At 61.9% G+C, this 13,934-nt stretch carries 12 protein-coding genes; 5 read left to right on the top strand and 7 right to left on the bottom strand.

What is annotated here, in order from left to right:
- Positions 1 to 87: 87 nt before the first annotated feature.
- Entirely contained in the window at positions 88 to 1,746 is a 1,659-nt protein-coding gene (locus M4J39_RS02035) for an EAL domain-containing protein (RefSeq protein ID WP_371875364.1), read from the top strand.
- Positions 1,747 to 1,775: 29 nt separating this feature from the next.
- Here M4J39_RS02035 and M4J39_RS02030 read toward each other — a convergent pair whose 3' ends face one another.
- From M4J39_RS02030 to M4J39_RS02015, 4 genes are all read right to left on the bottom strand, one after another.
- Positions 1,776 to 2,060, bottom strand: a complete 285-nt coding sequence (locus tag M4J39_RS02030; RefSeq protein ID WP_251726062.1) for a DUF6455 family protein — start codon at positions 2,058 to 2,060, stop codon at positions 1,776 to 1,778.
- Positions 2,061 to 2,368: 308 nt separating this feature from the next.
- On the bottom strand, positions 2,369 to 3,856 hold the full coding sequence (gene glpK / locus M4J39_RS02025; RefSeq protein WP_251726060.1) for a glycerol kinase GlpK: 1,488 nt from the start codon (positions 3,854 to 3,856) through the stop codon (positions 2,369 to 2,371).
- Positions 3,857 to 3,941: 85 nt separating this feature from the next.
- Positions 3,942 to 5,435: a glycerol-3-phosphate dehydrogenase gene (gene glpD / locus M4J39_RS02020; protein WP_251726058.1), complete on the bottom strand. Its 1,494-nt coding sequence runs from the start codon at positions 5,433 to 5,435 to the stop codon at positions 3,942 to 3,944.
- Between the two features lie 233 nt (positions 5,436 to 5,668).
- Positions 5,669 to 6,136 (bottom strand): Lrp/AsnC family transcriptional regulator, encoded by a 468-nt coding sequence (locus tag M4J39_RS02015; protein WP_251726056.1) that lies wholly within the window; start codon positions 6,134 to 6,136, stop codon positions 5,669 to 5,671.
- Between the two features lie 163 nt (positions 6,137 to 6,299).
- Here M4J39_RS02015 and M4J39_RS02010 point away from each other — a divergent pair, with 163 nt between their 5' ends.
- From M4J39_RS02010 to M4J39_RS02000, 3 genes are all read left to right on the top strand, one after another.
- Positions 6,300 to 7,472 (top strand): amino acid aminotransferase, encoded by a 1,173-nt coding sequence (locus tag M4J39_RS02010; protein ID WP_251726054.1) that lies wholly within the window; start codon positions 6,300 to 6,302, stop codon positions 7,470 to 7,472.
- Between the two features lie 27 nt (positions 7,473 to 7,499).
- Positions 7,500 to 9,170, top strand: a complete 1,671-nt coding sequence (locus tag M4J39_RS02005) for a thiamine pyrophosphate-dependent enzyme (protein ID WP_251726052.1) — start codon at positions 7,500 to 7,502, stop codon at positions 9,168 to 9,170.
- A gap of 220 nt (positions 9,171 to 9,390) precedes the next feature.
- Positions 9,391 to 9,822 (top strand): hypothetical protein, encoded by a 432-nt coding sequence (locus M4J39_RS02000; protein ID WP_251726051.1) that lies wholly within the window; start codon positions 9,391 to 9,393, stop codon positions 9,820 to 9,822.
- Between the two features lie 524 nt (positions 9,823 to 10,346).
- On the opposite strand, the gene M4J39_RS01995 is transcribed toward M4J39_RS02000, so the two are convergent.
- The gene (locus tag M4J39_RS01995; RefSeq protein ID WP_251726049.1) at positions 10,347 to 11,216 is read right to left on the bottom strand and encodes a DMT family transporter; all 870 of its coding nucleotides are present in this window, start codon (positions 11,214 to 11,216) and stop codon (positions 10,347 to 10,349) included.
- Positions 11,217 to 11,555: 339 nt separating this feature from the next.
- On the opposite strand from M4J39_RS01995, the gene M4J39_RS01990 reads away from it, so the two are divergent.
- The gene (locus tag M4J39_RS01990) at positions 11,556 to 12,347 is read left to right on the top strand and encodes an IclR family transcriptional regulator (RefSeq protein ID WP_251726047.1); all 792 of its coding nucleotides are present in this window, start codon (positions 11,556 to 11,558) and stop codon (positions 12,345 to 12,347) included.
- Positions 12,348 to 12,349: 2 nt separating this feature from the next.
- On the opposite strand, the gene M4J39_RS01985 is transcribed toward M4J39_RS01990, so the two are convergent.
- Positions 12,350 to 12,775, bottom strand: a complete 426-nt coding sequence (locus M4J39_RS01985; RefSeq protein WP_251726045.1) for an AlpA family transcriptional regulator — start codon at positions 12,773 to 12,775, stop codon at positions 12,350 to 12,352.
- A 138-nt stretch (positions 12,776 to 12,913) separates the two neighbouring features.
- Positions 12,914 to 13,870: a phosphoribosylaminoimidazolesuccinocarboxamide synthase gene (locus M4J39_RS01980; protein WP_251726044.1), complete on the bottom strand. Its 957-nt coding sequence runs from the start codon at positions 13,868 to 13,870 to the stop codon at positions 12,914 to 12,916.
- Positions 13,871 to 13,934 lie beyond the last annotated feature (64 nt).

The following is a 13,934-nucleotide window of genomic DNA, read 5'->3' as shown; positions in this document are numbered from 1 at the left end:
ATGAATTATTGAAATGGCGGTATCTGTTTCCGCGAGCAAGAACACGGAGCCGTCGCGCGGCTGGGCTAAAGACCGAATGGAAGCGATGTGAAGTTCAGGTGGTTGAAATGGCTCAGGCTTCTTGCTTTGTCGGCGGTCGTCACGACCGTTCCGATCGCGGCCGCGGACTACGTTCTTTCCCAGCATGCCCTTTCGGTCGGACAGGCCGAGGCTGATTCCATGGCCGCGCGCTATCTGGCGCGTGCGGAGACGACCGTTGCCGAAGCGCTCCGGGTGCTTGCCGATCTCCGGACCAGCGGTCGCATCACCTGTGGCCTCGCCGATCGCACCGCATTCGGAATGACGGCCTTCAACTCGGAGTTCATCGTGCAGATCGGCCTGACCGACGAGGCAGGTACGCTGATCTGCGGCGAACCGATGGGTGCGCTCGCCGCTCCAGCCCGACTACCGGTGGCGGAGAAGGGCGATCCCTCGGTCATGCTGTCGGTGCTGAGCGACGGCAAGGACAAGCGGCAGGCTGTGGTTACGCTGCGTGTCGACGACCGCCTGCGTCTCGTGGCCCGTCTCGCTTCGCGATCGCTCGATATCGAGGCCGGCGCCAGCTATTTCGAGGACGCCAGCGTTACCTCCATCTATCTCGACGACGGTTCGGAATGGAGCAAGTTTTCCGGCAAGTGGACGGAGAGCGACCAGTCGGCGGCGCTGGTATCGACAATTTCCTCGGAACGCTACCCGATCAAGGTTCGGGTCGCGGTCGACGAGATGGCGGCCCAGAAGTCGATCGTCGGTCTTCGGGCTATCACCATCATCCTGTCGACGCTCGCCGGCCTCGGTGTGTTCATCATCGTGACCTGGTCGATGTGGCGCCAGTCCGATGGCGACAGTTTCTCCCGCGCCGTCGACAATCACGAGTTCATTCCTTACTACCAGCCCGTCTTCGACCTGATGACCGGCGAAATCCGCGGTTGCGAGGTGCTGGTCCGCTGGTTGCGTCCCGACGGAACGATGGTGGCGCCAGGCCAGTTCCTGCCCTATGCCGAGGCGACCGGCGCCATCCGGGACATAACCCGCCAGCTCATGACGCAGACAGTGGCTGACGTCTCCGACATCTACGACAAGAATCCAGGCCTCAAGCTGGCGATCAACCTGACGGCCATGCATTTCAACGACCTTGAGATCATGGACGACATCAAGCGGATCTATGGCAACTCGAAGATTCGCTACGAACAGCTCTGCTTCGAGGTCACCGAACAGCATCCGCTCAAGGACCTGGCGCTGTCGCGCGCCATCATCGGGCGTATCCAAGCGCTCGGCGCTTCGGTCGCGCTCGACGACGTCGGCACCGGGCACGGCGGTCTAGCCTATCTTCAGAAGCTGGGCGTCGACATCATCAAGATCGACAAGATGTTCATCGACCACATTGGCACCGACCATTCGTCCCAGACGATCGTCGACACCCTGGTCGAACTCGGCCATCAGCTCGGCCTCGGGATCGTCGCGGAAGGCGTCGAACGCCCGGACCAGGTCGAGCATCTCAAGTCGATCGGCGTTGTCCAGGCGCAAGGCTACATTTACTCGCCGCCCATCCCCGTGAAGGCCTTCCGCGAGTTCGCTCTCAAGTCGCTCGAGCGCTCCAAGTCAGGCCTCGGCGCCCGCACGGACAAGCCGGTCGAGGTGTCCGACAGTTTCGCCTCGCTGACCGTCTCGGTCGATGACGAGGGTGAAGACGAAGCCAGCGCGGCCTGATTGCCGCCTGCCTGTTATCGTATTCGACCTCAGAAGGACGAGTTGGCAGCGTCGTTGCTGATCTCTTCGAAGAGATCGGCATTTCGACAGAACTTCGGCGGATGCACGGCGCCGCGAATTGCCGTGATGTCCAACCACACCTTGCAGGCTTCAAGTTCGGTGCACTCATGGCACCGATCGGCGGCCAGCTTGCGCTCAATGCCTTGCAAGAACTGGTCGGAATCAAGCGTCACCGCCATGCGGCGCATGAGCTCCGGCTCCTGGTCGCAACCGCAACCGTCGCCGCCCGTCTTGGAGGACGATTTGTCGATCATTCTAACCTCCACGTTCACGCTATCCGATGCTTCATGATTAGCCTCAAGGCAAGTCTCGGCGATGACATGGATCAAAACTACGTGGATGTGATTGCCCAGGCACGATCCGGCCAAGTCGAATGCGCATCCGGTTGACGTCATCTAAAGGAAAGAACGTTCCGGCTGCTCGTGTTGACAATCAATCCCATCTCAGGCTCCGCGAAAATACTATAGGGAGATGAGCAAGAATTAGGCAGAGAGGGGCAAGCACGAAGCGCCGTCGCAAAGCGACCCGTCAAACTGTTCAAGGGTGACGGGCCGCTCCGTTTTCAGGTCGTCAGGGTCCGCTTCACGGCATCGGCCCAGCCGGCAAGCTTCCTCTGCCGCGCGGCTTCGTCCATCTGCGGGGTGAAGCGTCGGTTGCGTTTCCAGCTGGCCGAGAATCCCTGCATGTCGGGCCAGACCCCAGCTCTGTGTCCGGCCAACCAGGCGGCACCGAGGGCGGTCGTTTCCAGGACCAAAGGCCGATCGACCGGTGCGTTCAGAAGGTCGGCCAAGCGCTGCATGGTCCAATCGCTTGCCACCATTCCACCATCGACGCGCAGCACGGTCTCCGACGATCCCGTCCAGTCGCGTCGCATCGCCTCGAGCAGATCGTGCGTTTGATAACAGACCGCCTCCAGTGCCGCGCGGGCAATCTCGGCCGGGCCGGTGTTGCGCGTCATGCCAAAGAGCGCGCCGCGCGCTTCGGCATCCCACCAGGGAGCGCCAAGTCCTGTAAAGGCCGGCACCAGATATACGTTCTGGCTGGGATCGGCGTGGTCGGCCAAAGCGCCTGCCTGGTCCGAGCGCTCGAAGAAGCGCAGCCCGTCGCGAAGCCACTGCACCGTGGCGCCGGCCATGAATATCGAACCTTCCAGGGCATAGGTGACTTTCCCGTCAAGGCGATAGGCAATGGTCGAAAGCAGCCGGTTGGAAGACCTGACGATTTCGCTGCCCGTGTTGAGCAGCGCGAAACAACCGGTGCCGTAGGTCGACTTCAGCATGCCAGGTGAGAAGCAGGACTGACCGACCGTGGCGGCATGCTGATCTCCGGCAATACCCCGGATCGGAATGGCCACGCCAAAGAGATCGGGATCGGTTTCCCCGAAATCGGCGGCGCTGTCACGCACGTCGGGCAGAACGGACCGCGGCACACCGAAGAGGCGAAGGAGATCGTCGTCCCAGTCTCCGGCGGCGATATCGTAGAGGAGGGTGCGGGAGGCATTGGTGGCGTCCGTGGCATGCACCCGCCCCCCGGTCAGGCGCCAAAGCAAGAAGGTATCAACGGTGCCGAACGCCAATCGCCCGGCCTCGGCCGCCGCTCGGGCACCCTCGACGTTGTCGAGCAACCAGGCGATCTTGGTGCCTGAGAAATAGGGGTCTAGCAGCAGGCCGGTCTTCTCGCGCACCATGTCCTCGGCACCGTCGCCCCTCAGCTCAGCGCAGCGATCCGACGTACGGCGATCCTGCCAGACGATGGCGCGATGGATCGGTTTGCCGGTTTCGCGATCCCAGATCAGCGTTGTCTCGCGCTGGTTGGTGATCCCGATGGCCGCGATGTCCTGCGGCGAGACGGCGGCCCGGGCGAGGGCATACTGCATGGTTTCCAGCGTAGTGTGCCAGATGTCCTCCGGCTCATGCTCGACCCAGCCCGAATCTGGAAAGTGCTGCGGGAACTCCTGCTTGCCTACGCCTTTGACACGATATTCCTCGTCGAAAACGATGGCCCGCGTCGACGTGGTGCCTTGATCGATCGCGAGTACGAATGCGGCCATGGTCGGTCTCCTCCCGTCCCTTGGTTTGCTTGAGTTTTAGTTGCTTGCCGAGCCGGTGCAAGTGCGCCCTCGGCTCCTCCCCCGGTCAGCGCAGATTGGCGATGAAGGCGTCGATTTCCGCCGGCGCGGTCTCGGTCATGCGAAGACCGAGCTTGGTGCGCCGCCACAAGATGTCCTCGGCGCTCCTCGCCCACTCATTGCGGACGAGATATCGCACCTCCGCCTCCGTGAGTCCGGCACCGAAGTCGCGACCAAGATCGGCGGTGACGGCGACCCCCGCAAGGATCTCTTCGGTCTTGGTGCCATAGGTATGGACCAGTCGTTCGACCAGGCAGGGATCGATGCCTGGGCGGCTGGCGACGATACGCGCCCGGTAGGCGCCGATGTCGCCAGAGGGCACGTTGCCGCCCGGCAAAGTTGCCCCTTTCGTCCAGGGAGCGCCTCGCGCACCAAGTGCGCCTTCGATCAGAGTCAGCGCGCTTTCGGCGAGACGACGGTAGGTGGTGATCTTGCCTCCAAACACATTGAGCAGCTTTGGCTCGTTCTCCTCACCGGCAAGTTTCAGCACATAGTCACGCGTCGCCTCCTGTGCCTTCGAGGCCCCATCATCGTAAAGCGGCCGAATGCCAGAATAGGTCCAGACGATATCGGCCTCTGTAATCGGCGTCTTGAAGTACTCCGAGGCGGCAGCCGTGAGATAGGCGATCTCCTCGGCCGTGATGCGCACGTCGGTCGGATCGCCGGAGTAATCGCGGTCGGTGGTGCCGATCAAGGTGAAGTCGCCCTCATAGGGAATCGCGAAGATGATGCGCCCGTCGGCATTCTGGAAAATATAGGCGCGGTCGTGATCGTAGAGTTTCCGCACGATGATGTGAGAGCCCTGAACCAGGCGGACGTGTCGCGCTTCGGGCGTGCCGGCAGCCGATCGCAGGACCTCATCGATCCATGGCCCGGCGGCGTTGACCAGCAGACCTGCGGTCACCGTAGCGTCCTTTCCGGTTTCCACGTCTCTGAGCGTCACAATCCAGCAATCCTCGGCGCGAGCAACCGCCGTGACGCGCGTGCGGGTAAGGATGGTGGCGCCATGGGCTGCGGCATCGGAAGCGTTCAGCACGACGAGTCGGGCATCCTGTACCCAGCAGTCGGAGTATTCGAAACCGCGCTCGTATTCGCCTTGCAGCGGCTTTCCCGTTACGTCCGAGCGAAGATCCACCGATCGGGTGACCGGCAAACGTCGGCGTCCGCCGAGATGATCGTAAAGAAAGAGACCCAGCCGGAGCAGCCAGGCCGGCCTGAGACCTCTGTGATGCGGCAAGACGAAACGCAGTGGCCATATGATGTGAGGCGCCATGGCCCAAAGCACTTCGCGTTCCGTCAGTGCCTCCCGAACCAGGCGGAACTCGTAATGCTCAAGGTAACGGAGACCGCCATGAATCAGCTTTGTCGAAGCGGATGAGGTACCGGAGGCGAGATCGTTCATCTCGGCGAGCAGCACGGAGTAACCGCGCCCAACGGCGTCACGCGCAATGCCGCAGCCGTTGATGCCGCCACCAATTACCAGGATGTCCACATTCGCCATCGCCGTCTCCGCCAATCGCGTCCTTTTCGTAGACGCTTTCAATTGGTTGCGATGCTAGCAAATATACGAAATCATATGAAGATAAAACGAATGTCTCCGCATTGTTTTTGGGGTGGCGGGCTTGGAGCCGGAAAGCGCAGACAAAAGCACGCGCCAAGCCGCCCCGCGAGCTCTTGAGCAAGCGACGCCAAGGTTCATGGGCGGAACAGAATACAAGCGGGGTAGGGCGGATCTTACGCGCGGATAGGCACCGTCGTCGTACGCTTGATGGCCTTCAAGGCCACGAAGGAACGGAGCGAGGCGAAACCTCCGACGGCGGTGATCAGACGCTCAATGAGACTGGCCAGCTCACCCAGGTCCTTCACCATGATCTTCAAAAGGTAATCGGCGTCGCCCGTCTGCGACCAGCACTCCACAACCTCGTCGGCAGCGTCCACAAAGGCCCGGAACGCCTTGCCCGTTTCATCGTCGTGGTTGCGAAGCCCCACCAGCGTGTGCGCGATGATGTTGATGCCCAGTCTTTCCGGATCGAGGATCGCCACGATGTCGCGAACATAGCCGTCGCTCCTGAGGCGCTGCAGACGGCGGGCACACTGGGTAGGGGAGAGGTGCACGATTTCCGACAGTTCCGCCTGGGTCATGTCGCCTTTCGTCTGAATGGCGGCAAGAAGGCGCAGGTCGAACACATCCAACTCTTCCAAGGCGCGGAACTCCGAAAGCGACTGCGCAAGAAACATGCGTGAGCGGGCGGCATAATGCTGAAAATCTTCGCCGCGAGCAATTGCCTTTCAGGAAATCGCAGAGATATTTCCACCGAACCCCGATAAGGTGGATCCGTTCACCGCCAGCCGGATAGGCCCCAAAATGTTTGACACCCTTCCCGAACAGCCCGCCGACGCCTTGCTTGCCCTCATCGGACTTTACCGGGCCGATCCCCGTCCACAGAAGCTCGACCTCGGCGTCGGCGTCTACCGCGACGACAATGGTGTCACGCCGATCATGGCGGCGGTTAAGGCCGCCGAGAAGGTGCTTCTCGATACGCGAACCACCAAAGCCTATCTCGGGCCGGAAGGCGATCCGGCTTATACCGATCTCCTCAAGCCGATCGTCTTCGGCAAGGATCCGGGCGATTGCGTCGTCGGCATCCAGACCCCCGGAGGCACCGGCGCCGTTCGGCTTGCGGCGGATCTGGTGGCTTTGGCACGTCCCGACGCCAAGATCCTCTACGGCGCCCCGACCTGGCCGAACCATCTTCAGATTCTCAACGCCACGCGTCTCAAGGCGGTGCCGCATCCCTATTTCGACGTGAAGACGCAGACAGTGAACGTCGCCTCGCTGGTGGCGGCAATCGAGGGCGCGTCGGCTGGCGACATCGTTCTGCTTCACGGTTGCTGTCACAACCCGACAGGTGGCGAGTTGGAGCCAGAGGATTGGCGGACGGTGCTGAAGGCGCTGCAGGAAACCGGCGTGGTTCCGTTGATCGACTTCGCCTATCACGGCCTCGGCAAGGGACTCGAGGGCGATGCCTATGGCGTGCGTCTGCTGACGGATAACCTCGATGAGGTGATGGTTGCCTATTCCTGCGACAAGAACTTCGGCCTCTATCGCGAGCGCGTCGGCGCCCTTTATGTCAAGGCACGCGACGCCAAGACGGCCTCGGTGGTGATGTCCAATCTCGCCGCCTTCAGCCGGGTATCCTGGTCGATGCCGCCGGACCACGGCGCCGCCATCGTTCGCACCATTCTCGAAGATCCCGAACTGACACGCGTCTGGCGCGAGGAAATCGACCGCATGGGCGCGCGCGTTCGCGGCGTGCGCTCGGCGCTCGCGGCAGCCGGTCCGGGCCTCAAGGCTCACGAAACGCAGACCGGCATGTTTTCGACGCTGGCGCTCAGCACCGAACAGGTTCTTGCCCTCAGAAAGGACCATGCCGTTTACATGGCAGGTTCGGGTCGGATCAATGTCGCCGGTCTCCATGTTCGCGACATTCCATCCTTCGTGACGGCTCTCAAGGCCGTGGGTTACCCCGTCGACTGACCAACCGGCCCTTTCGGGAGGAAGACCATGCTGCAAGTCCGTGACGCCGTCTCCGGCGGTCGCGCGATCGTTGACGCGCTTATCGCCAATGGTGTGGACACCGTCTTCGGCCTGCCGGGTGCGCAGACCTATCCGCTTTTCGACGCGCTGGCGCTGTCGACGGACAAGATCCGCACCTACAGCGCCCGTCATGAACAGGCCTCAGGCTACATGGCCTTCGGTTACGCCCGCTCCACCGGTCGTCCCGGCGTGTTCTCCGTGGTTCCGGGGCCGGGCGTTCTGAACGCTGGCGCGGCTCTGATTACCGCTCTCGGTTGTTGCGCGCCGGTCCTGATGATCACCGGCAATGTTCCTTCGACCTTCGAGGGCAAGGGACGTGGGCATCTCCACGAGGTTCCCGATCAACTCGGCCTTCTGCGACGCATGACCAAATGGTCGGCTCGGATCGAGCGCGTCGAGGATGCGCCGGCGCTCGTCAATCAGGCTTTTCGAGAGATGCTGACAGGCCGTCCCGGTCCGGTTGCTCTCGAAATGGCATGGGACAGCATGGCGGCAACGGCGGTTACGGAGTTTCTTGGCGGTGCGATTCTGCCCTCGCCGACGGAACCCGAGGCTGCGGCGGTCGAAGCGGCGGCAAGGCTGCTCGTCGCGGCTCGTCGACCGATGATCATGACCGGCAGCGGCGCCCAGCATGCCGCGGAGGAGGTGAGGGCGCTCGCCACCCTACTTGATGCGCCCGTGACGGCCTTGCGTGGCGGTAGAGGCATCATGTCGGAAAGCGAGCCACTTGGCCTCTCATCGGCCGTCGCCCATCGCCTCTATCCGGAAACGGACGTCGTGCTGGGCATCGGCACGCGGCTGGAACTGCCGACCATGCGCTGGACCGGCATGATGACCTATCATGAGCGCCTGCCCGGCGGGCGCAAACTTGTCCGGATCGACGTTGACCCCGAGGAAATGATCCGCCTCAAGGCCGACGCATCCATAGTCGCCGATTCCAAGGTCGGAGCCCGGGCGCTGACTGATGCGATCCGTCGCCTCGCGATGGATGCTCACAGACGCGATGGCGCCGTCATTCGCACCGAGATCAGCGCCGCCAAGGAGACCGTGGAAGCCGAAGTTGCGCGAGTTCAGCCCGAAGTCGACTATCTCAAGGCGATTCGAGCGGCGTTACCGGACGATGGCTTCTTCCTGACCGAGCTCTGTCAGGTTGGTTTTGCGTCCTACTTCGCCTGGGACGCCCGGCTGCCTCGAACCTATGTCAGCGAGGGGTATCAGGGCACGCTCGGCTACGGTTTTCCGACGGCTCTCGGCGTCAAGGTCGCCAATCCCGATCGCAAAGTCATCACCGTCTGCGGCGACGGTGGGTTCATGTTTGGCGTGCAGGAGTTGGCAACCGCGGCACAGGAGGGAATAGGCGTGGTGACCGTGGTGTTCGACAATGGCGCCTACGGAAATGTCCGCCGGGACCAGAGGACCCGTTTCGAGGGGCGCTTCATCGCCTCGGAACTCCAGAACCCGGACTTTCTCAAGCTGGCCGAAGCTTTCGGCATCGAAGCGCATTCGGTCGAATCGCCGGCCGAGTTGGCCGCCATACTGCCCAGCGCGCTCGCAGCCGAGCGGACGGTGCTCGTCCGCGTCGTTGTGCCGCCCGACGGAGAAGCGTCTCCCTGGCCATTTATCCATCCCGCGCCTTGAAAGATGTCATTCGCATGCCGTTGATGACCCATTAACATCTTCTCTGGTTTAGTGGCCGCCGCCTGAAGATGGGAGCGGCCACGCTCAGACAAGTGGCGGCGACGATTGTCATGCACATCGTTAAAAATTTAACGATGGCAAGAACACTCCTTTCAGGTCCTCGAGATAGACTTCCTTCGATGATCCGGATCATCCGCTATCCGGCGCGAAAGGACAGATCATGGATATCGGGAGCGTAAAACCGGTCCTTACCGGTGTGACCTCGCCGGTGCCGAGAACGCCGACCGAGCAGAACCAGTCGACGACAACCGACCTCAGCGCGGAAAAGGCCGTCAAGGTTGCCGAGAAGACGGATGGCAACACCGTCGAGACGGCAACGGACAAGTCCGAAGGGCAGGGTACAGGCGCGGCTTCGGCCAACTCCTTGACCAAGGCGAACACCGTCAAGACCAGTCCACTCGATCAGGTATCCGGCTTCGAGGTGTTGATGTCGGATCAAAGCAAGGCGACGGAACAGCCTGTCGATTCGCCCGGGAATACCGCGGTTGTTCAGGACAGCCAGGAGTTCGCCATGCGCATGCAGGCGATGATCGAAGCCTGGGAGGGAACGGGCGGAACACCCCGGACCTCGGCTATCGACCGCACGCTCTGAACTTCGTTCGTTCAAATGAAATCGGCGCCTCATCAGGGCGCCGATTTTTTTCGTTCATTTCCAAGTAAGCCCTGGCTCAATGGTCAGTCGAGACAACGGACGTCAGGGTGTTGTGGCGGGCGGCGTGGCCGGAGCGGCCGGTGTCTCAGGCGTCGTCGGCGCCGGAGTTGCCGGCTCGGCAGGAGCAGCCGGAGTTTCGGGCGCAGGGGTCGCCGGAGTGGCGGGAGCAGCCGGAGTTTCAGGCGCAGTGGTCGCGGGAGCAGGCTCGGCGGGGGCCGCAGGTGCACTGGACGTGGCAGGCGGTGGAGGCGTGGTGGTGCCGGTGTTGCCCGAGAAGTAGACGATGGCGCCAATCACCACGATGACCGCAATGACGACCCAAATAATTGAAGATCTCTTCATAGGGTGTTCTCCTATCGCTTGCTGAAATCCGAAAGCACCGAAGAACAAGAGTCCGCCAGCGCCGCATACAACAAACGAAGATTGCGCATGATGGTTCCGCCCGGAAAAGGGGGCGCGGACCGCTATTGCACGGGTGGTGCCGGCATCGCAGGCATTCTCTGCCGGATCCGCTCGCGGTGAGCCGAATATAGGCCCGAGCCAGCAATCAACGCTGACCCTAGAAGGGTATAATAGCTCGGGAAATCGCCGAAGAACAGATAGGACAGAATACCGGCCGACACCAGTTGCACGTAGGTAATGGGCGCCAGCAGCGAGAGCGGCGCCAACTTCAAACCGGAAATGAACAGCATGTGGGCCAGCGTAAAGCTCAAGGAGCCACCGATTCCGTAGGCGAGCTCCCGGCCGGTGGGGATGTGAAACACGGGCAGGACCAAAAGCGTCGATACGCCAAGGCCGATCAGGCCGGTCCACATGAACGTGACTTCAGTTGGTTCGCTCTTCATGAGGCGCGTGAAAAGCGCCCCCAATGCCCAGGCCGTCGCCGATCCGAGCGGAAAGAGCGCTGCGAGTTGAAAACTGTCAGTGCCCGGACGAACGATCAGCAACACACCCGAGAACCCGACCACCGCCGCCAGCCAACGGCGAATCCCGACCATCTCCCCCAGAACGAAGATGGAAAGCACCATCACGATAATGGGCGAGATAAAATGGATAGCCGTGTTGGAGGGAACGTCGAGATAGGCCAAGCCCAAGATGAAAAAACTGGTGGAGGCCACGGCAGCGAGGCCGCGACCGATCTGCAAGAGATAGCTTGCCGGCCGAAACACAGACAGGCCGCGGGATGACAGGGCCCAGGGAAACGCCACCAGAAACAGCACGAAGTAGCGAAACCAAGTCGCGAGCTGGGCGGGTGCCGTTTCCTTCATCAGCTTGGCGCCAACGTCGCCCCCGGCGAAGAAGATCGTCGAGCCAACAACCAGCAGAATGGCCAACAAAGTCCGCTCCGTGTCCCGAGACGGCTGCGATGGCGCCTCTCCAGACGTTTCGGGAAGGGTTGGCATGGGCGGCTCCGGGGCTCAGACCGACGTTTCCACCGGACCGTTCAAACCCCTGACAGGAAGGAAAAGACAAGGCGGCAAGAAGCGGAACGATCGCCGGCTGCGTGGTTTGTGCAAGGAGTCGGTCTTTGGCGCAAGCGAATTTCCCGTCGTCATCCGGCATTGTCATTCAACGAATGCGACTTTTTATACATATCCACGTGTCGCCACGGATGGCCGGGTTTTCCGCACGTCGTAAGCTTGTCACCGATGACAATTCTATGAGGGCGGGCAATGGTCCGTGAAGAAGGTAAAGATACAGCCGCATCACGCCGCGCGGTTGCCGTTCCGTCATTGCGAAAGGCAGTGATGATTCTCGATCTGATCGGTCGTCGTGGCAGACTGGCTTTCTCGACGATTCAAAAGACGCTCGATCTCCCGAAGAGCACGACACATCAGCTTCTCAAGGCTCTTGTGGACATCAGCGCCGTCCAGCTTCAGGCCGATGGCCGATTCGTGCTGGGGCCGAAGATTTGCGAACTGGGATGTCTCGGCATCCGCCAGCGAACCATTGACAGCCTTTCGCTCAAGCATTTGGAATTGTTGGCCGGTCAGTCGGGATTCCGTTGCGAGATCGCCACATTCGAGGGACGGGACGCCGTGGTTCTCGCCAGTGCGCGCCCCGGAGGCGACGCTCGCTGCTCAGGATACGAAGGCATGCGCTGGCCCCTTAACCGAGCGGCAACGGGCAAGGCTTTATTGGCCTTCCTCGACGAAGCGGACAGAATGCGTCTGCTCGCCGATCTCGACTGGACGAAGGCGACACCACGCTCCATTGCATCGCCGGACGCCATGCGTCGGGAACTCGAGCTTATACGGCAGCGCGGCTGGGCTCTTGACGATCGTGAAGTCCTCGACGACACGTCCTGCATCGCTGCGCCGGTTTTCGATGGTCGTAATCGTGTGGTGGCTGCCATAGCCACCGTCGGTCAGGCAGATATGATCACGCCGGAGCGTTACGAGATGCTGGCCGGATTGGTCCGCAACGCCGCGAATGCCGTATCGCAAGACGTTCGGGAGGCTTGAACTCAGCCGCGTTCGGCGATGCGGGCACGCACCCAGGCGTGGATTTCGGCATCGACGAAAGCGATACGGCTCTCGCCAAGCCTGACCGGCTTGGGAAAGGTGCCGGCCGCCATCATGCGCTTGATCGATGACACCGAAAGCGTGGTCATGGCCGAGGCCTGCTTCATCGACAGGAGCGTTGGCGTGGCGGAGGTTGCCGGCTTTGCTTTCCGACCGGGAGCGGGCGTCGGCTCGGCGGCGTCCGACGATGCCGTTGCAAACGCCGCTTCCGTGGTCGCCTGCAGGGCGTGTACGGGGTTCTCGGTGGCGGTGGCACGCACCGGTTCGGGCTTCCGAAGCACCGAAGTCAGCTTTTCCAGTGTGTCGAGCGCTCTTTTCAGGCCCGGATTGTCATCGAGCGGAGTGGCCCCGCTGGCGATCTGCCCCATGATTCTGCCCCAACCCCAGTGTCGATACGGCGGCCCAAGCCGTATTAGTCAAATCTGACAGTAGCATAACCTTGGATTGGTTCACAGGAGGTTGCCAAGTGGCCCGCCCCGCCGACGGCCGCCGCCGCCCCATCTCGCTTAACGAACGAAATACGGGGCCAGGTTTGATCTCACCCGCTCGAGAGGCGTCTCGCCGGAAAGGTCCGGCACGAAACTCTCGCCTGTAATTGCCTCGAAAGCATCGATGTAGACCTTCGAGGTCTCGGCAATCAGGCTTTCGGGAATCTCGGGAATGGGGTCCTTGTAAGGATCGCAACGCGCTCCCACCCAGGCACGGATGAAATCCTTGTCGAAGCTCTTTGGACGGCGTCCTGCGGCGAAATCCTCGGCATAGGAGGCGGCAATCCAGTAGCGGCTCGAATCGGGGGTGTGGATCTCATCGGCCAGTACGATCGTGCCGTTGCCGTCGAGCCCGAACTCGTACTTGGTATCGGCCAGGATGAGGCCGTGAGCGGCGGCGATCTCGGCGCCACGCGCATATAGCTTCAGCGCATAGTCGGACACCGTGGCCCATTGCTCGGGCGTCAACAGCTTCTTGGCCACGATCTCCTCGCCGCTCAGCGGTTCGTCGTGGCCGCCGTCGAAGGCCTTGCTGGTGGGAGTCAGGATCGGGGAGGGCAGCTTCTCGTTGTCATGGAGGCCGTCGGGCAGCGTCAGTCCGTACATGTGTCGCTCGCCGGCCCGATACTTGGTCAGCACCGATGTGCTGGTGGTGCCGGCAAGATAGCCGCGCACGATCACTTCTACCGGCAGAATGTCGAGCCGCCGACCGATCACGACATTGGGGTCGGGGTAGGCGATGACATGATTGGGACAGATGTCGCCGGTCGCGTCGAACCAGAAACGCGCGGTCTGCGTCAGGACCTGCCCCTTGAAGGGAATGGCCGCCAGCACGCGGTCGAAGGCGCTGATGCGATCGGTGGCGATGATGATGCGGCTGCCATCCGGCAGGTCGTAATTCTCGCGCACCTTGCCTTTGTAGTAGTTCGGTAGTTCTGGAACAAAGGCGTCGGCGAGAACGCGATCGAGGGCCATCGGTGCCTCCTTGACGGACGGGGCCGCGAAGCGGCTGCCAGTGCTGGCCGCTCAATAGAACATC

The organism is Pleomorphomonas sp. NRK KF1 (assembly GCF_023721755.1).
Lineage (GTDB): Bacteria > Pseudomonadota > Alphaproteobacteria > Rhizobiales > Pleomorphomonadaceae > Pleomorphomonas.
Note: the sequence above shows the minus strand (reverse complement) of the source record. Positions and strands in the feature narration are given on the sequence as shown.